The sequence below is a fragment of the Streptomyces sp. NBC_01260 genome, from assembly GCF_036226405.1.
Classification (GTDB): Bacteria; Actinomycetota; Actinomycetes; order Streptomycetales; family Streptomycetaceae; genus Streptomyces; species Streptomyces laculatispora.
The window spans coordinates 2564426-2582958 of the sequence record NZ_CP108464.1 but is presented as its reverse complement, the minus strand read 5'-3'; the positions used below and the strand labels follow the sequence as shown (position 1 = coordinate 2582958).

16 protein-coding genes and 1 riboswitch are annotated in these 18533 nt (G+C 69.1%); of the genes, 7 read left to right on the top strand and 9 right to left on the bottom strand.

Features of this window, described 5'->3' with window-relative positions; all coding sequences use genetic code 11:
• Positions 1-40 precede the first annotated feature (40 nt).
• On the bottom strand, positions 41-1015 hold the full coding sequence (locus tag OG322_RS11025) for a helix-turn-helix domain-containing protein (protein ID WP_123461555.1): 975 nt from the start codon (positions 1013-1015) through the stop codon (positions 41-43).
• A gap of 81 nt (positions 1016-1096) precedes the next feature.
• On the opposite strand from OG322_RS11025, the gene OG322_RS11020 reads away from it, so the two are divergent.
• Positions 1097-1309: a hypothetical protein gene (locus tag OG322_RS11020; RefSeq protein WP_123461556.1), complete on the top strand. Its 213-nt coding sequence runs from the start codon at positions 1097-1099 to the stop codon at positions 1307-1309.
• On the opposite strand, the gene OG322_RS11015 is transcribed toward OG322_RS11020, so the two are convergent.
• From OG322_RS11015 to OG322_RS10990, 6 genes are all read right to left on the bottom strand, one after another.
• The gene (locus OG322_RS11015) at positions 1306-2322 is read right to left on the bottom strand and encodes a ribonucleotide-diphosphate reductase subunit beta (protein ID WP_123461557.1); all 1017 of its coding nucleotides are present in this window, start codon (positions 2320-2322) and stop codon (positions 1306-1308) included. The genes OG322_RS11020 and OG322_RS11015 overlap by 4 nt on opposite strands.
• Positions 2322-4745: a ribonucleoside-diphosphate reductase subunit alpha gene (locus OG322_RS11010; RefSeq protein ID WP_329306363.1), complete on the bottom strand. Its 2424-nt coding sequence runs from the start codon at positions 4743-4745 to the stop codon at positions 2322-2324. Before OG322_RS11010 ends, OG322_RS11015 begins: the two co-directional genes overlap by 1 nt.
• A 142-nt stretch (positions 4746-4887) precedes the next feature.
• Positions 4888-5011: riboswitch (cobalamin riboswitch) on the bottom strand.
• A 65-nt stretch (positions 5012-5076) separates the two neighbouring features.
• Positions 5077-5589, bottom strand: coding sequence for a GNAT family N-acetyltransferase (locus tag OG322_RS11005; RefSeq protein WP_329306362.1), 513 nt, complete (start codon positions 5587-5589; stop codon positions 5077-5079).
• Positions 5590-5733: 144 nt separating this feature from the next.
• On the bottom strand, positions 5734-7362 hold the full coding sequence (mctP, locus tag OG322_RS11000) for a monocarboxylate uptake permease MctP (protein ID WP_123461560.1): 1629 nt from the start codon (positions 7360-7362) through the stop codon (positions 5734-5736).
• Positions 7359-7613, bottom strand: a complete 255-nt coding sequence (locus tag OG322_RS10995; protein WP_329306361.1) for a DUF3311 domain-containing protein — start codon at positions 7611-7613, stop codon at positions 7359-7361. The genes mctP and OG322_RS10995 overlap by 4 nt, the downstream gene beginning before the upstream one ends.
• A gap of 261 nt (positions 7614-7874) precedes the next feature.
• Positions 7875-8645 carry a GntR family transcriptional regulator gene (locus OG322_RS10990; RefSeq protein WP_123461562.1) on the bottom strand — a complete coding sequence of 257 codons (771 nt, stop codon included), beginning with the start codon at positions 8643-8645 and terminating at the stop codon, positions 7875-7877.
• Positions 8646-8926: 281 nt separating this feature from the next.
• On the opposite strand from OG322_RS10990, the gene OG322_RS10985 reads away from it, so the two are divergent.
• The 4 genes from OG322_RS10985 (at position 8927) to OG322_RS10970 (ending at position 13760) form a co-directional block, all read left to right on the top strand.
• Positions 8927-10228: a sugar ABC transporter substrate-binding protein gene (locus OG322_RS10985; protein WP_123461563.1), complete on the top strand. Its 1302-nt coding sequence runs from the start codon at positions 8927-8929 to the stop codon at positions 10226-10228.
• Positions 10229-10363: 135 nt separating this feature from the next.
• Positions 10364-11359, top strand: coding sequence for a carbohydrate ABC transporter permease (locus OG322_RS10980; RefSeq protein WP_123461564.1), 996 nt, complete (start codon positions 10364-10366; stop codon positions 11357-11359).
• A complete protein-coding gene (locus tag OG322_RS10975) occupies positions 11356-12213 on the top strand; it encodes a carbohydrate ABC transporter permease (RefSeq protein WP_123461565.1) in 858 nt (285 codons plus the stop codon). The genes OG322_RS10980 and OG322_RS10975 overlap by 4 nt, the downstream gene beginning before the upstream one ends.
• 8 nt (positions 12214-12221) lie before the next feature.
• Positions 12222-13760, top strand: coding sequence for a glycoside hydrolase family 3 protein (locus OG322_RS10970; RefSeq protein WP_329306360.1), 1539 nt, complete (start codon positions 12222-12224; stop codon positions 13758-13760).
• Between the two features lie 128 nt (positions 13761-13888).
• Here OG322_RS10970 and nagB read toward each other — a convergent pair whose 3' ends face one another.
• On the bottom strand, positions 13889-14674 hold the full coding sequence (gene nagB / locus OG322_RS10965) for a glucosamine-6-phosphate deaminase (protein ID WP_123461567.1): 786 nt from the start codon (positions 14672-14674) through the stop codon (positions 13889-13891).
• Positions 14675-14892: 218 nt separating this feature from the next.
• Between nagB and OG322_RS10960 the strand changes: the two genes are divergently transcribed.
• Positions 14893-15963: an SIS domain-containing protein gene (locus tag OG322_RS10960; protein ID WP_124285000.1), complete on the top strand. Its 1071-nt coding sequence runs from the start codon at positions 14893-14895 to the stop codon at positions 15961-15963.
• 363 nt (positions 15964-16326) lie between these two features.
• Positions 16327-17793 (top strand): sensor histidine kinase, encoded by a 1467-nt coding sequence (locus tag OG322_RS10955; protein WP_123461569.1) that lies wholly within the window; start codon positions 16327-16329, stop codon positions 17791-17793.
• A 202-nt stretch (positions 17794-17995) separates the two neighbouring features.
• Here the strand turns inward: OG322_RS10955 and OG322_RS10950 are convergent, their stop codons facing one another.
• Positions 17996-18253, bottom strand: a complete 258-nt coding sequence (locus tag OG322_RS10950; protein ID WP_003953983.1) for a WhiB family transcriptional regulator — start codon at positions 18251-18253, stop codon at positions 17996-17998.
• Positions 18254-18533: the final 280 nt, after the last annotated feature.

Here is an 18533-nt window from a genome sequence, read left to right as displayed (position 1 = left end):
AACCGTTGGACGAATGATCGGAGGTCGTCTCCATGGAGGATCAGGCGACTTCGGTGATGGCGGAAGGGCCCCGGAAGGTCCGCCGGTACGCATGTGGCGTGGTGCCCAACGAACGTACGAACTGATGGCGCAGCGCGGCAGCGTTACCGAAGCCGGTCTGCCCGGCGATGGTGTCCATCGTTTCATCCGATGTCTCCAGGAGATGCTGCGCCAGCAGCACCCGCTGGCGCAACAGCCAGCGGTACGGCGTGGTGCCCGTCTCCTGCTGGAAGCGCCGGGCGAAGGTGCGCGGCGACATGTGCGCCTGGGCGGCCAGCTGTTCGACGGTCATCTCCCGGTCGAGGTGCCGCTCCATCCAGGCGAGGGTGTCGCCGACCGTGTCGCAGCGGTCGCGGGGCAGCGGCCGCTGGATGTACTGGGCCTGCCCGCCGTCGCGGTGCGGCGGCACCACCATGCGGCGGGCGATGGTGTTGGCGGCGGCGGGTCCGTAGGCCTGGCGGACCAGGTGCAGACAGGCGTCGATCCCCGCGGCCGTGCCGGCCGAGGTGATGACGGAGCCCTCGTCCACGTACAGCACGTCCGGCTCGACGACGGCCCGCGGGAAGCGGCGGGCCAGCTCGTCGGAGTGCCGCCAGTGCGTGGTGCAGCGGCGGCCGTCCAGCAGTCCGGCCGCGCCCAGCACGTACGCCCCCGAGCAGACGCTCAGTACCCGGGCACCGCGGTCCACGGCCCGGCGCAGGGCGTCCAGGACCTCCTCGGGGTACTCCCGGTCCATGAAGTGGCTGCCGGCCGGTACGGCGATGAGGTCGGCCTCCTCCAGCCGGTCGAGCCCGTACGGGGTGCTGATGGTGAACCCGGCGTGGGTCTGCAGCACGGGGCCCTCGGCGGAGACCACCGCGAAGTCGTGCACCGGCAGGCCCTCGTCGCTGCGGTCGAGCCCGAACACCTCGCAGAGCACGCCGAGTTCGAAGGGGTGGACCTCGTCGAGGAGCAGGGCGGCGACATTCTTCAGCATCTCCCCAGTGTGGCAGGAATTCGATGTCTTATGACAGTCCTGCCACTGACGGATTCTGCTCGACCGGACGACAGTAGAGGCATGAACACATTCCTGAACCTCCTGGGTATATCCGCTGTTTTCGCACTCGTCCTGCTCCCGGCGCTGATCGGGATCGCCCGCGAGCGCCGCATCGACCGCGAGCTCCGGGAGGCGGAACGGGGCCGGAGAGCCGACCCGCCGCGAACGGCGGACGCCGCGCGGCCGGTGAAGGCCGCACGGCGTCCGTACGTCAGGAGCTGGGCGAGGATCTAGAACTCGTCGTCGAAGCCGACCGTGCCCTCGACCGCCACCTGATACGCCGACGGGCGGCGCTCGAAGAAGTTCGTCAGCTCCTGGACGCCCTGGAGCTCCATGAACGAGAACGGGTTCTGCGATCCGTACACCGCGGGGAAACCCAGCCGGGCGAGCCGCTGGTCGGCGACACACTCCAGGTACTCGCGCATCGACTCGGTGTTCATGCCCGGCAGGCCCTCACCGCACAGGTCGCGGCCGAACTGGAGCTCCGCCTCGACGGCCTCCTTCAGCATGTCGGTGACCTGCTGCTGGAGGGCGTCGTCGAAGAGCTCCGGCTCCTCCTTGCGGACGGTGTCCACGACCTCGAAGGCGAAGCTCATGTGCATGGTCTCGTCACGGAAGACCCAGTTCGTCCCGGTGGCGAGGCCGTGCAGCAGGCCGCGCGAGCGGAACCAGTAGACGTACGCGAACGCGCCGTAGAAGAACAGCCCCTCGATGCACGCCGCGAAGCAGATCAGGTTCAGCAGGAAACGGCGGCGGTCGGCCTTGGTCTCCAGCCGGTCGATCTTCTCGACCGAGTCCATCCACTTGAAGCAGAACTGCGCCTTCTCACGGATCGAGGGGATCTCCTCGACCGCGTCGAACGCGGCCGCCCGGTCGTCCGGATCGGGCAGATAGGTGTCGAGCAGCGTCAGATAGAACTGGACGTGCACGGCCTCCTCGAAGAGCTGCCGCGACAGGTACAGCCGCGCCTCGGGGGAGTTGATGTGCTTGTACAGCGTCAGCACGAGGTTGTTGGAGACGATCGAGTCGCCGGTCGCGAAGAACGCGACGAGCCGGCCGATCATGTGCTGCTCGCCCGGCGACAGCTTGGCGAGGTCGGAGACGTCGGAGTGGAGGTCGACCTCCTCCACCGTCCAGGTGTTCTTGATCGCGTCCCGGTAGCGCTCGTAGAAGTCCGGGTAGCGCATGGGCCGCAGGGTCAGTTCGAAGCCCGGGTCGAGCAGGTTCTTGGTCTCGTTGGAGCTCATTACTGGCAGGCCTCGCAGGACTCGGGGTTTTCCAGGGAGCAGGCGATCGCGTCCGCGTCGGGCGCGGCCGCCTGCTGTACGGGAATGGGGGCGGCGGCGGTCTGGCCGGACGCGGCACGGGCGATCCGGGTCGCCGGGCGCGAGCGCAGGTAGTACGTCGTCTTCAGCCCCTGCTTCCAGGCGTACGCGTACATCGAGGAGAGCTTGCCGATCGTCGGCGTCTCCAGGAACAGGTTCAGCGACTGGCTCTGGTCGAGGAACGGCGTACGGGCCGCCGCCATGTCGATCAGTCCGCGCTGCGGGATCTCCCACGCCGTGCGGTACAGCGCCCGCACGTCCTCCGGGATCCAGGCGAAGCCCTGCACCGAACCGCTCGCCTCGCGCAGCGCCTCACGGGACCGCGCGTCCCACACGCCGAGCTTCTTCAGCTCGTCGACGAGGTAGGCGTTGACCTGGAGGAACTCACCGCTGAGCGTCTCGCGCTTGAAGAGGTTGGATACCTGCGGCTCGATGCACTCGTAGACGCCCGCGATCGAGGCGATCGTCGCCGTCGGCGCGATGGCGAGCAGCAGCGAATTGCGCATGCCCGTCGTCGCGACCCGGGCGCGCAGCGCGTCCCAGCGCTCCGGCCAGTTCAGCTCGGTGTCGTAGTGGTCCGGGTGCAGCACACCGCGGGCGGCCCGCGTCTCGGACCAGGCGGGGAGCGGACCCGACCGCTCGGCGAGGTCGCAGGACGCCTCGTACGCGGCGAGCATGATCCGCTCGGAGATCTTCGTCGACAGGGCCCGTGCCTCGGCTGAGTCGAACGGCAGGCGCAGCTGGAAGAAGACGTCCTGAAGGCCCATCGCGCCCAGGCCCACCGGCCGCCAGCGGGCGTTGGAGCGGCCCGCCTGCTCGGTCGGGTAGAAGTTGATGTCGACGACCCGGTCGAGGAAGGTCACGGCGGTACGGACGGTGGCGTCCAGACGCTCCCAGTCGATGGTGCCGTCGGCGACGAACGCGCCGAGGTTGACCGAACCCAGGTTGCACACGGCCGTCTCGCCGTCGTCGGTGACTTCGAGGATCTCCGTGCACAGGTTCGAGGAGTGCACGACGCGACCGGGCTCGGCGGTCTGGTTCGCGGTCCGGTTGGAGGCGTCCTTGAACGTCATCCAGCCCTGGCCGGTCTGCGCGAGCGTCCGCATCATCCGGCCGTACAGCTCACGGGCCGGCATCGTCTTGCGGGCCAGGCCCTTGGCCTCGGCCGCCCGGTACGCGGCGTCGAACGCGTCGCCCCACAGGTCGACCAGTTCGGGCACGTCGGCCGGGGAGAACAGCGACCAGGTGCCGTCCGCGTCGACCCGGCGCATGAACTCGTCCGGGATCCAGTGCGCCAGGTTGAGGTTGTGCGTGCGCCGCTGGTCCTCACCGGTGTTGTCGCGCAGCTCCAGGAACTCCTCGATGTCCGCGTGCCAGGTCTCCAGGTAGACCGCGGCCGCGCCCTTGCGCCGGCCGCCCTGGTTCACCGCGGCGACGGAGGCGTCCAGCGTCTTCAGGAACGGCACGATGCCGTTGGAGTGCCCGTTGGTGCCCCGGATCAGCGAACCGCGGGCGCGGATACGGGAGTACGAGAGGCCGATGCCGCCCGCGTGCTTGGACAGCCGCGCCACCTGGTGGTAGCGGTCGTAGATCGAGTCCAGCTCGTCCAGCGGCGAGTCCAGCAGATAGCAGGAGGACATCTGCGGGTGCCGGGTGCCGGAGTTGAAGAGCGTGGGGGAGGAGGGCAGGTAGTCCAGCCGGCTCATCAGCCGGTACAGCGCGGCGACCTCGTCCAGGGCGCGCTCGGAGTTGTCCTCGGCGAGCCCGGCGGCGACGCGCAGCATGAAGTGCTGCGGGGTCTCGACGACCTGGCGGGTGAGCGGGTGGCGCAGCAGATAGCGGCTGTGCAGGGTGCGCAGCCCGAAGTAGCCGAAGCGGTCGTCGGCGCCGTCGGCGAGGGCCTGTGCCACCAGCGCGTCGAGAGCGGCCGCGTGGAGCGTCACGAACTCGGCGGTGCGCTCCGCGATCAGACCCTCGCGGTGTCCGACGGAGACCGACGCGGAGAAGGACGTCGCGCCCTGCCCGGCCGCCTCGTCCGCGATGGTGCGGGTGAGGAGGCGGGCGGCGAGCCGGGAGTAGGCGGGGTCCTCGGAGATCAGGCCCGCGGCGGCCTCGGTGGCCAGCGAGCGCAGCTCGGCCTCGTCCGACCGGGCGTTGCGGCCGCGCAGTGCGGCGCCGGCGACGCGTCCGGGGTCGGTGTCGGGCAGATCCGCGGTGAGGTCGGTGAGGGTCCGCAGCAACGCGGTTCCCGGTCCGTCCTTCGCGGGTGCTGCGGACCGGTCCGTTCCGAAATCGGCTGCTTCGGACTCGGCCGCTGAAACCGGATCGGCTGGCGCGATGGTCACGTGGTGCTCTCCCTCGCTCGGCTCTGGGCCGGCGGGGGAACGGGGGCAGCCGGGCGGAGCCGGGCCCTGGGCGGGGCAGCACTCCGTGCGGCGTCCACCGGCCCATCCACGAGGCCCGGACGTCTGGGCATCCGGATCGGTCGAGCCGGATGCGCTGTCGGCAGGTCCTCGGACTCACGGGTGCACAAAAGCGCACCGAACACACCGTTGCGGGACAGTTCCGGATTCGCACCGGATTTCCCTGCGGCGACAGCGAGCACGAGCATACATGTGGGGGCAGTCGGATGCGGCAGCCCCCATATGTTGTGTCGCGCCACCTAACGGCGGGATGTCATGACTTCGGCGGGAGGTCCAGGCGGTACGTCAGCAGCGAGAGCCCGTCGATGGGATACCAGTCCCTTTCGGGGGTCCGCACGAAGCCGAGGCGCCCGTAGATCCTATGGGCGCCGTGCATGGCCGGCTGCGTCGACAGGGCGATCCCCGTGACCCCCGCGGTGGCCCGTGCGCGGTCGATACAGGCCCGGACGAGCGCCTCGCCCGCCCCGGCCCCGCGGGTCTCGCGGGAGACCGCGAGCATCCGGAACTCGGCCTCGTCCGCGGCCGCGATGTCCGCCCACCGGTTCCCCGGCGGGGCGTACGTCACGCCGCCCAGCACCCGCCCCCGCGCGTCCGCCGCGACGAGCACCTCGGCCTCGGCGGCCCGCCGGGCGACGTCCCGCAGCTGCACCAGATACGGATCGTCGGCGCCGAAGTCCAGCAGCCCGTCGCCGAGATAGGCCTCGGCGGTGATCTGGCCGAGGACCGCGTGCTCGGCCGGCTCGACCGGCCTGATCGTTATGTCCATGCGCGGAAGTCTGCCGCACGCCGCGGGCCCGGTCGCGGGAATTGCCGGGCACGCCCGGTCCCCGCGTCCGGCACGCGGAAGGGCCGCCGCGCCTTCCGGAGGGAGGATGCGACGGCCCGTACGTCCCGCGCGGGTGCTCCGCGGTCAGTGACCGCCCGGCGCCCCGGCCGTGGCCGGCGGGAGCTCCGCCTTCACGCCCGGGTCGCCCGCGTCCGCGGTGTAGTCGTCGGGAGAGGTCTCGTCGACCCCGGCGGGCGCCTTCACGGCGTTCAGGACGAAGGTGAGGACGACGGTGACCACGACGTTCAGCACGAACGCCGTCAGGCCGATGTAGCCGATCTCACCGATGCCCGGGATCTCCTTGGACGAGCCGCCGAAGTGCGCCTGGGTGGGGCTGGCGACCCCGTAGGCGGCGGCCGTGCCGTAGACCATGCCGACCGCCCAGCCCGCGAGGAGGGCCCAGCGGTGGAACCACCGGGTGAACAGGCCGCCGACCAGGGACGGCATCGTCTGGAGGATCCAGATCCCGCCGAGCAGCTGGAAGTTGATCGCGACCGTCTTGTCCATGGTGAGGACGAAGGCGAGCGCGCCGACCTTCACCAGCAGCGACACCAGCTTGGAGACCCTGGTCTCCTGCGCGGGGGTCGCGTCGGGCTTCAGGAAGTCCTTGTAGATGTTCCGGGTGAACAGGTTCGCCGCCGCGATCGACATGATCGCCGCGGGGACCAGTGCGCCGATGCCGATGGCGGCGAAGGCCACCCCCGCGAACCAGTCGGGGAACATGTCCTCGAAGAGCTGCGGGATCGCCAGCTGGCCGTTGTCCACCTTGACCCCGGCGGCGATCGCCATGAAGCCGAGCAGCGCGAGCAGTCCCAGCATCAGCGAGTACAGCGGCAGGATCGTGGTGTTGCGGCGGATCACGTTGCGGCTGCGGCTGGAGAGCGTCGCCGTGATCGAGTGCGGGTACATGAAGAGCGCCAGCGCCGAGCCCAACGCCAGTGTGGCGTAACCCCACTGGCCGTTCACGCCGGGTGCGAGCGCGCCGGTCGGCTTGCCTCCCGGCGGGCCCGCGAACTTCTCCTGGGCGGCGGCGAAGATGTCGTCGAAGCCGCCGAGCTTGATCGGGATGTAGATGATCGCCACGGCGATGACGAGGTAGATCAGCCCGTCCTTGACGAACGCGATCAGCGCGGGCGCGCGCAGGCCCGAGGAGTACGTGTACGCGGCGAGCACCGCGAACGCGATCAGCAGCGGCAGGTCCTTGATGAACCAGTGGGTGTTCTCCCCGCCGCCGACGCCCATCACGTCGAGCACCGCCTGGATGCCGACGAGTTGGAGCGCGATGTACGGCATGGTGGCGAGGATGCCGGTGACGGCGACGGCGAGCGAGAGCCCCTTGGAGCCGAACCGGCCGCGGACGAAGTCCGAGGTGGTGACGTAGCCGTGCTTGTGCGACACCGACCACAGACGCGGCAGGAAGGTGAAGATCAGCGGGTACACCAGGATGGTGTAGGGGACCGCGAAGAAGCCGGCCGCGCCGGCCGCGTAGACAGCCGCGGGTACGGCGACGAAGGTGTACGCGGTGTAGAGGTCGCCGCCGAGCAGGAACCAGGTGACCCAGGTGCCGAACGACCGTCCGCCCAGGCCCCATTCGTCGAGGCTGGCCTCGTTCTCGGCCTTGCGCCACCGGGCTGCCATGAAGCCGACGACCGTGACGGCCAGGAAGAAGAAGATGAAGACGCCGAGCGCGACGCCGTTCACGCCGTCCTTCATACCGACGCACCCCCCTTGCGGGCGCGCTGGTCACGCTGCCACAGCTTGTACGCGGTCATCGTGAGCGCGGTCGAGATCAGCACCCAGAGCATCTGGTACCAGTAGAAGAACGGGATGCCGATGAAGGTCGGGTCGATCTTGGCGTACGAACTCACCCAGAGCATCGCCACGAACGGCGCGATGAGGCAGAGGGCGATGACCACCCGTACGGGTGTGACGGTGGGTGGCTTTCCTTCTGGGTCTGCTGGCATTGCGGCGACTCCGTCCCCTCGCTGATCACCTGTCGTAATGCGCAGGAAATCTAGGCGAGGGTTCCGGCCAGCGTCACCCCCTGTCCGCATTGCGGTCCGGCAACGGTAGTCCGGCCGGGAGCGGACAGCCGGAACGACTCCCGGCGCAGCAGAGGTGGTCGAGACCAATGGCGGTACGGAAGGGCTGTCCGGAGAGCGGGAAGCCCCCGCGGGGGCGGCTCCACGGGGGCTGTTCGGGTGCTGCGCCGGGACGGTGCCCGGTCAGTCCAGTGGACGCTTCAGACGCGCCACGAACTTGTAGCGGTCGCCGCGGTAGACGGAACGGACCCACTCGACCGGCTCGCCCTGCTCGTCCAGCGAGTGCCGGGACAGCATCAGCATCGGCAGCCCCACGTCCGTACCGAGCAGTCCGGCCTCGCTCGGGGTGGCGAGGGAGGTCTCGATGGTCTCCTCGGCCTCGGCCAGCCGTACGTCGTACACCTCGGCCAGGGCCGTGTAGAGAGAGGTGTACTTCACCAGCGAGCGCCGCAGCGCGGGGAAGCGTTTGGCCGAGAGGTGGGTGGTCTCGATCGCCATCGGCTCACCGCTCGCCAGCCGCAGCCGCTCGATCCGCAGCACGCGGCCGCCGGTGGTGATGTCGAGGAGCCCGGCGAGCGTGTCGTCGGCCGTGACATAGCCGATGTCCAGTAGCTGGGACGTCGGTTCCAGCCCCTGGGCGCGCATGTCCTCGGTGTACGAAGTGAGTTGCAGTGCCTGTGAGACCTTCGGCTTGGCGACGAAGGTGCCCTTGCCCTGGATGCGCTCCAGCCGGCCCTCGACGACCAGTTCCTGGAGCGCCTGGCGCACGGTGGTGCGCGAGGTGTCGAACTCGGCGGCCAGGGTCCGCTCCGGCGGTACGGGGGTGCCAGGCGGCATCGTGTCCGTCATGTCGAGGAGATGTCGCTTCAGCCGGTAGTACTTCGGTACGCGCGCGGTACGCGTGCCCGCGCTCGCGCCCGTCTCGTTCTCCGTACTGCCCCCGTCGGCACCCATGGCCCGCCTTCCCGACTGCTGCGTTGCTGCCGTCACCGGCTCCTCCGTCTGTCGCGGCTCACATGGTGGCACGGTCCGGTCACGGGTCGTCGCCCTCCCTCAGATGTCGGTCCTATAACGGACGCGAGTGCACTTCTTATACACCCTTGACACCCCTAAAGGTCTAGGCCAAGCTCCCGGTACTGGTCTAAACCATTAAAGACCAGGTTCCAGCCCCAGCAGTACTCGTCGACGTTTTTCGCGCGGTGGGCAGGGGTTGCAGCATCCCTGAGGAGGGTGGCGTGAAGCGCAAGCTCATCGCGGCGATCGGCGTCGCGGGCATGTTGGTTTCGATCGCAGCGTGTGGTTCGGATGACGACAAGGCGTCGTCGAAGGACCCGAAGGACCGCAAGGAATCGCTCACCGTCTGGCTGATGTCGGACGCGCAGAGCACGTGGCCTGAACTGGTCAAGGATGTCAATGCCCAGTTCAAGACGAAGTACCCCAACGTCAAGGTCAACGTTCAGTACCAGACCTGGGCCGACAAGGCCAAGAAGCTTGACGCCTCCCTCGCCGGCGACAAGTTCCCGGACGTGGTGGAGCTCGGCAACACCGAGACCATGACGTACATCCTCAACGGGGCACTCGGCGAGATCGACCCGAAGAAGTACGAGAACTCGGACACCTGGATCAAGGGTCTGAAGGACACGTGCGCCTTCGAGGGCAAGCAGTACTGCGTTCCTTACTACGCCGGCGCCCGCGTAGCGATCTACAACAAGGACATGTTCAAGGCCGGCACCGGCAAGGACACCCTCCCCGCCACCCAGGACGAGCTGACCGCCGCGCTCGACAAGATCGGTACGAAGTACGGCAAGGACAAGGCGTTCTCGCCGCTGTACCTGCCGGGCCGCTACTGGTACGCCGCGATGTCCTACGTCGCTGCCGAGGGCGGCCAGATCGCCAAGTACGACGAGGGCAAGAAGGAGTGGAAGTCCACTCTCTCGACCCCCGAGGCCCAGAAGGGCATCACGGACTTCGTCGACCTGGTCAAGAAGTACAACCACGGTGACAAGACGAAGGACGAGGCGGACCACGCCAACGTCATGGCCAACGAGAAGACCGCTCTTCTCTACGGCAACGGCTGGGAGGCCGGCAGCGTCATCGACTCCAAGGCCAACGGCAACCCGAAGCTGAAGGACAAGATCGCGACCGCGGGCATGCCCGGCCCGAACGGCAAGGCGCTCCCGTCCTTCATCGGCGGTTCCGACCTGGCCACCATCTCCAAGTCGAAGGTCCAGGACCTCGGCGAGGAGTGGATCTCGATGTTCACCTCCGAGAAGTCGGAGGAGGTTCTCGCCTCGAAGAACATCCTTCCGAACAACACCAAGCAGCTTGAGCCGCTGAAGGCCAAGCCGGAGACCGCGGCCATCGCCAACGCCGTGCCGGACGCCTGGTTCACCCCGATCGCCCCGGGCTGGACGGCGATCGAGAAGAAGGAAACGCTCGAGATCATGCTGCTCGACATCATCAAGGGCAAGTCGGTCGAGGAGGCCACCAAGAAGGCCGACGCGGAGATCGACTCGATGATCAACAAGGAGTCCTGAGCCCCGAGCTCACGGAGTCCGAGCCGGTGAGTACGTGAGCCGCCGGCTCAACTGATCATCTGCGGGGGTGGCGGGCCCGAAAGGGACTGTCATCCCCGCCCTCCGGTACCCGGTCCGAAACGGAAGGCAAGCACAATGAGTGCCGCCGACATGAAAGCAGCCGACCCGCCGGTGTCCGTCCCGCGGGCTCCCGAGGGCGCGGATCCTCAGCCTGCGAAGAACGTGAACCGTAAACCGCGGAAGGCCGGCGCTCTGCTGCCGTACCTCCTCATAGCACCGGCGTTCGTCGCCATCGCCGCAGTCTTCGTCTGGCCCTTCATCAAGACGGTCATCATGTCCTTCCAGGACGTGGGCCGCCGCGAGCTGTGGTCCGGATCGGCGGCACCCTGGGTCGGCTTCGACCAGTTCACCAACATCCTCGGCGACAGCGAGTTCTGGGACGTCGTCTGGCGGACCGTCATCTTCATGGCGGTCTGCGTCTCCGTCACCATGGCCGTCGGCCTCGGCCTGGCCATGCTCATGCAGCGGATGTCCACCTGGGTGCGGCTGCTGCTGACCGCCGCCCTGGTCGCGGCCTGGTCGATGCCGCTGCTGGTCGCCACCTCGATCTTCCGCTGGTTCGCCGACTCCGACTACGGCGTCATCAACATGGTGCTGACCAAGTACCTGGGGATCGACGCACAGGGTCACAACTGGTTCCTCGATCCCAAACAGGGCTTCGTCATCATCGGCGCGGTCGTCGTCTGGGGCGCCATCCCCTTCGTCACCGTGACCCTGTACGCCGCGCTGACCCAGGTTCCCAAGGAACTCGAGGAGGCCGCGTCGCTCGACGGAGCCGGCACCACCGGCATCTTCCGCTACGTCACCTGGCCGGTCATCAAGCCCGTCTTCCAGATGGTCGCCACGCTCTCCGTGCTCTGGGACTTCAACGTCTTCGGACAGATCTTCCTGATGCGCGGCAACAAGCCGGAACCGGAGTACTCGGTTCTCGGTATCTACTCGTTCGAGAAGGCATTCGAGTCGAACTCGTTCAGCCAGGGCGCCGCCATCTCGCTCATCACGGTCCTGCTGCTGTCCGGCGTCGCCGTGTACTACCTGCGCCAGCTGCTCAAGATCGGAGAGGTCGAGTGAGCGCCTCCACCCCCCAGGTCCTCCGCCCGGACCGCAAGAAGCACCGCATCGGCTACAACATCGCGGGCCTCATCGCCTTCGTGCTGATGGCCTTCCCGGTCTACTGGCTGGTCATCAGCTCCCTGCGGCCGAACGCCGAGATCCGCAGCTACGACCAGACGCTCTGGCCCTCGTCGATCACCTTCGACAACTTCTCCCGAGCCATCAAGCAGCCGAACTTCGGTACGGCCATCGAGTCCAGCCTGATCGTCTGCGGCGTCGCCGTCCTCGGCGGCATGCTGCTCGCCACGATCGCGGCCTTCGCGATCGGCCGCTTCCGCTTCCGCGGCCGCAAGTTCTTCATGATCGTGCTGCTCGTCGTCCAGCTGCTGCCCCCGACGGCGATGCTGATCCCCATCTACATCCAGCTGAACGACCTCGGCGGGCTGAACGAGTACTGGGGCGTCATCGTCATCTACCTCGTCTCCACGCTGCCGTTCGCGACGTGGATGATCCGCGGTTTCGTCATCAACATTCCGCCGGAGCTGGAGGAGTCGGCCATGGTCGACGGGTGCAGCCGGATGGGCGCCTTCTGGCGGGTCACCTTCCCGCTGCTGGCCCCGGGCCTCGCCGCCGCCTCGATCTTCTCGTTGATCACCGCGTGGAACGAGTACCTGCTCGCCTACGTCGTCCTTCAGGACAATGACAAGTACACCCTCAACGTGTGGCTGATGAACTTCACGACCTCGCGAGGCATCGACTACGGCGCGCTGATGGCCGCCTCGACGATGATCGCGATCCCGGTCGTGGCCTTCTTCCTGCTGGTGCAGAAGTACATGGCAACCGGCCTCACGTCCGGTGCCGTGAAGGGATAACGCCACCCATGACCACCCTCGTCTCCACCATGGACACCGTCACCCGCGACGCCCTCGCCGTTCTGCAGCCGGGGTTCACGGGCACCACCGCCCCCGACTGGCTGCTGCGCCGGGTCGGCGAAGGCCTCTCCTCCGTCGGCCTGTTCGGCCGCAACATCGAGACGCCCGGGCAGCTCGCCGCGCTCACCGCCCAACTCCGCGCCGAACGCGACGACGTGCTCGTCGCGATCGACGAGGAGGGCGGTGACGTCACCCGGCTGGAGGTGCGTCACGGCTCCTCCTTCCCCGGCAACCTGGCGCTCGGCTCCGTCGACGACGTCGCGCTGACCCGCGCCGTCGCCCAGGAGCTGGGCCGCCGGCTCGCCGACTGCGGTGTCAACCTCAACTGGGCGCCGTCCGCGGACGTCAACTCCAATCCCGGCAACCCGGTCATCGGCGTACGGTCCTTCGGCGCCGACCCCCACCTGGTCGCCCGGCACACCGCCGCGTACGTCGAGGGCCTCCAGGCCGCCGGCGTCGCCGCCTGCACCAAGCACTTCCCGGGGCACGGCGACACCGCGGTCGACTCGCACCACGCCCTGCCGCGCATCGACGTGGACCTGGAAACCCTGCACGCCCGTGAACTGGTGCCTTTCCGGGCGGCGATCGCGGCGGGTTCCAAATCGGTGATGAGCGCGCATATTCTGCTTCCCGCGCTCGACCCGCACCGCCCGGCGACGCTGAGCCCGCAGATCCTCACCGGTCTGCTGCGCGAGGAGCTGGGTTACGAGGGCCTGATCGTCACCGACGCCGTGGAGATGCAGGCCATCGCCTCGACGTACGGGATCGAGCGCGGCTCGGTCCTCGCGATCGCGGCGGGCGCCGACGCGCTCTGTGTCGGCGGCGGCCTCGACGACGACAGCACGGTCCTCCGGCTGCGCGACGCGCTGGTCGCGGCGGTCCGAGCCGGGGAACTGCCCGAGGAGCGGCTGGCCGACGCCGCCGCACGGGTACGGGCCCTCGCGTCCTGGACGCGGCGGGCCGGGGGGACTGGCCAGGAGCCGGGCGCGGCAGCGCAGGAGGGGACCGCGCCCGGCACCGGGGACAGCACGGGCATCAGCTCCGACATCGGCCTGGTCGCGGCCCGCCGCGCGGTCGTGGTGACCGGCACGGCCGAACCGCTCACCGGCCCGGCGTACGTCGCAGCCCTCACCCCGGTCGCGAACATCGCGGTCGGTGCCGAGACGCCCTGGGGTGTCGCCGCCGAACTGGCCCGGCTGGTGCCGGGCACCGGGACGGACACGTACGGCAGCGGGAACGACGCACTCGCGGCCGATGTGCTGCGGGCCGCGGGAGAGCGGCGCATCGTCGCCGTCGTCCGCGACGCGCACCGCCATGCGTGGATGACCGAGGCCCTCGACGCGCTGCTGGCGGCGCGTGCGGACACGATCGTGGTCGAGATGGGCGTCCCCCAGGCCGAACCGAGGGGCGCCTTCCACATCGCCACCCATGGAGCCGCCAGGGTCTGCGGCCTGGCGGCGGCGGAGACGATCACCACGGCGAACTGAGTCCGGCCCGTCCGCCCATATCAAGCCCGTCCGGCGATTGAGGACAACGCGTCCACCCGGACGCACCCGCACACAAGAGGGCCGGGACACCCACAGGGTGTCCCGGCCCTCACGCGTACCGGAGAAGACTAAATACCCTGCCACAGCGGCTTCGCCGCGAACGTGGCGCGGAAGTAGTCCGCCAGCTTCAGCTTCGACGCCGCCGCCTCGTCGACCACGATCGTCGCGTGCGGGTGCAGCTGCAGCGCCGACGCGGGCACGACCGAGGCCACCGGGCCCTCGACGGTCTGCGCCACCGCATCGGCCTTGCCCTCGCCCGTGGCGAGCAGGATCGGGTGGCGGGACTCCAGGATCGTGCCGATGCCCTGGGTGATCACGTGGTGCGGTACCTGCGCGATGTCGTTGTCGAAGAAGCGCGCGTTGTCGACCCGGGTCTGCTCGGTCAGCGTCTTGATCCGGGTACGCGAGGCGAGCGAGGAGCACGGCTCGTTGAAGCCGATGTGCCCGTCGGTGCCGATGCCCAGCAGCTGGAGGTCCACCCCGCCGGCCTCGGCGAGCGCCTTGTCGTAGGCCTCGCAGGCGGCCTGGACGTCCTCGGCGGAGCCGTCGGGGCCCATGAACGAGGCCTCGGACAGCCCGAGCGGCTCGACGACCTCGCGCAGCACCACGGAGCGGTACGACTCCGGGTGGCCCGCAGGCAGTCCGACGTACTCGTCGAGCTGGCAGATGCGGGCGCGCGAGGCGTCAACGGCACCGGAGCGGACCTTGTGCGCCAGCGACTGGTAGATGGGCAGCGGGGTCGAGCCGGTGGCAACGCCGAGAAGGGCGTCGGGCTTGCGGCTCAGCAGGGCGCCGATGGCCCCCGCGATCAGTTCGCCGCCTGCCTTGGCGTCCGGGACGATGACAACTTCCACGCGGGGCCTGCCGATCTGGAGTGACTACATGTGGTATAGACCAATCAAAGTCCTAATCTAGCAGACCTCGCGCACGCGGACACGGCCCCCGGGTACCGGCCGGGCGAACTGTGGGCGACTCGCCCCGCAATCCCGCCGGGCGCCGTCCACTGGCGGGCCCGCCGGGCCCCGTGTTCGACTTGGCCGACGCATCGGCAGACCCCCGGGAGGCACCAGACATGTCCGCCACGTACCCGGCAGACGAGGGCGAGCTGCCCGGCCGGATCATGTCCGGCGAGATGGCCGAGCAGCCCGCGATGCTCCGGCGCATCCTCGACGAGGGGGCCCCTGTCATCCGGGCGGTGGCGGCCGAGATCGCGGCGAGGAAGCCGCGCTTCGTCCTGCTCACCGCCCGCGGTACGTCGGACAACGCCGCGCTCTACGCGAAGTACCTGATGGAGATCAGGCTCGGGCTGCCCTGCGGTCTGGCGTCGATGTCCACCACCACCGCGTACGGCGCGAAGCCGGACCTCAGGGACGTCCTGGTCGTCACCGTCAGCCAGTCCGGCGGCTCGCCCGACCTGGTGGCGTCCACCAGGGCCGCGCGGGAGGCCGGTGCGGTGACGCTGGCCGTGACCAACAACCCGGACTCGCCGCTCGCCGCGGTCTCCGAGTACCACATCGACATCCTGGCGGGTCCGGAGAAGGCCCTGCCGGCCACCAAGACGTACACCGCCTCGCTGCTGTCCCTGTACCTGTTCGTGGAGGGACTGCGCGGCGGCGACGGTGCGGCGGCCGCGATCCTGCCGGAGCTCGCCGAGGCGATCCTGGACCGCAAGGGCGAGGTCAAGGTCCTGGCGTCGCGCTACCGCTTCGCCGAGCGCATGGTCATCACCTCGCGCGGCTACGGCTATCCCACGGCCAAGGAAGCCGCCCTGAAGCTGATGGAGACGAGCTACATCCCCGCGCTCTCCTACTCCGGCGCCGATCTGCTGCACGGTCCGCTCGCCATGGTCGACAACATCTCCCCGGTGATCGCCGTGGTCACCGACGGCCGGGGCGGCGAGGCCCTTCAGCCGGTGCTCGACCGGCTGCGCGGACGTGGCGCCGACCTCTTCGTGGTCGGCCCGAAGGCCCAGGTGGAAGCGGCGTCAGCGGGCTTCGTGCTGCCGACGGCCGGGGTCGCCGAGGAGGTCCAGCCGATTCTGGAGATCCTGCCGCTGCAGATGCTGGCGTACGAGGTGACGATCGCCCGCGGCCAGGACCCGGACGCCCCGCGCGCGCTCGCGAAGGTCACCGAAACGCACTGACCGGGGGGCCGGACGGCCCGGAAGACACCCGCGGGCCGCGGCGCCGGGCCGGGACCCTCAGCCCGACCAGCACCGCAGCCCGGAGTAAGACCGCCCTCAGGGCGGTCCGCCCGGCCGGCGGTGTGCGGTGCCCCCGACCTGGGAGAGGTACCGGCGCAGTCAGGGCAGAGAGCGCGGGTACCTCGTTCCGCTCTCCTGTGCGGGGAGAGCGGAGGCTCTGTCTTCAGCATTGTGGACTAGACCATTCACCCCTGTCCATCCATGGGACGCGGCAATTTCCGGCCCTTCTTCCCGCACGTGCGGCCGGGCCGTCCGGTTCGGTACCTGTGCGCGTCCACAGGTACGCTCGCACGCGTGCCCTCCATGAACGACCTCGTCCGCCAGCACACAGCCCTGAGTGACACCGACCTCGAGTGGCTCCATCTGCTGGTCTCGGAGTGGCAGCTGCTCTCCGACCTCTCCTTCGCCGACCTGGTCCTCTGGGTCCCCACCCGCGACGGCACCCGCTATGTGTCCGTCGCCCAGATGCGGCCCAACACCGGCCCCACCTCCTACCAGGACGACATGGTCGGCCATCTGGTGCCACGCGGCCGCCGTCCGCTGCTGGACGCGGCGCTGGACGAGGGCCGGATCGTGCGCGAGGGCGACCCGGAGTGGCGCGAGGAGGTCCCCGTACGGGTCGAGTCGATCCCCGTACGCAGGGAGGGCCGGGTGCTGGGTGTCATCGCCCGCAACACCAACCTCCTCACCGTCCGCACCCCGTCCCGGCTGGAACTCACCTACCTCCAGTCCGCCTCCGACCTGGCCCAGATGATCGCCGCCGGGTCCTTCCCGTTTCCCGGCCAGCAGGTCGACATGGACGCCTCGCCGCGGGTGGGTGACGGGCTGGTCCGGCTCGACGCCGACGGTGTCGTCCAGTACGCCAGCCCCAACGGCCTCTCCGCGTACCACCGTCTCGGACTCGCCTCCGACCTGGTCGGACAGCACCTCGGCGGGATCACCGCCGAACTCGCACCCTCCCGGGGGCCGGTGGACGAGGCGCTGGTCAAACTCGCCAGCGGGTACGCGCCCCGCGAGTTCGAGGTCGAGTGCGCGGGCGGGGTGATCCAGCTCCGGGCCATCCCGCTCAAGCCCAAGGGGGTCCGGATCGGGTCCCTGGTCCTGCTCCGCGACGTCACGGAACTGCGGCGCCGCGAGCGCGAGTTGATCACCAAGGACGCGACCATCCGGGAGATCCATCACCGGGTGAAGAACAACCTCCAGACGGTGGCGGCCCTGTTGCGGCTGCAGGCCCGCCGGATGGACTCCGAGCAGGGCCGTGAGGCGCTCAACGAGGCCGTACGGCGCGTGGGTTCGATCGCCATCGTGCATGAGACGCTGTCCCAGAATCTGGACGAGCGGGTGGAGTTCGACGAGATCGCCGACCGGGTCATCGCCATGGTCGCCGAGATCTCGCCGGGCAAGGTGACCTGCCGCCGCATGGGGCGCTTCGGCATCCTCGACGCCGAAGTGGCCACCCCGCTCGCGATGGTCCTCACCGAAGTGCTGCAGAACGCGCTGGAGCACGCGTTCTCGGTCGCCGAGTCCGGCACGGTCGAGGTCTCCGCGGTGCGGGGCGGCTCGCCCACGGAGGGGCGGCTGTTGATCACCGTTCAGGACGACGGGTGCGGTCTGCCCGAGGGGTTCGACCCGCAGCGCGCCGGCAATCTGGGGCTCCAGATCGTGCGGACGCTGGTGGAGGGTGAGTTGGGCGGGACGTTCGGCATGGTGCCGGCGCCCGAGCGCGGCACCCGGGTCATCCTCGACATCCCGGTCCGCGCCGACAAGTAGCACCGCGCGTCCGCGCCGGCCGGTGACAACCGCGCCCCGCTGCCGGACATGCGCACAGCAGGAAGCCCGGACCGTTGGTGACGGTCCGGGCTTCCTGGTCAAACGTGCGCTTCGGGGGTACTGCGCGCTGCGACTCGGGGGGCGGGGTGATGCGTACACTCCGTACGCGCCGCCTGGCTGAGGTTCGTAGCGGTGGCGTCGGTCAGGCGCTGGCGTTGCGCGCCCGGTTGCGAGCGGCGCGGCGCTTCATTGCGCGGCGCTCGTCCTCGCTGAGGCCACCCCAGACGCCGGAGTCCTGGCCGGACTCGAGCGCCCACTGCAGGCACTGCTCCATGACGGGGCAGCGACGGCAGACGGCCTTGGCTTCCTCGATCTGCAGCAGCGCAGGACCGGTGTTGCCGATGGGGAAGAACAGCTCCGGGTCTTCCTCACGACAAACGGCGTTGTGACGCCAGTCCATGGCTGCTACCTCTCCTTGGTATTACGTACTGTGGCTTGTGAATGTGAACGCTTTCACGAATCCCCCCGCAGGTGTAGGGCCGACGTCCAGATGAACTGGATGTGGTCCTGTGCAGTGAGGAGGGGTTCTGGCTCTCAGTGGAGGCCGTTGTTGCGGGCCGTCCCGATCGCCATGTAGAGATTCGCAAACCTCGGCGGCGGATACAACCCCTTCAGGAAAGTTTTTTTTGATTCCTCGGTGTCGGCTAGGTCACAGCCGTACTTCTAGAGGGTGGAAGCCA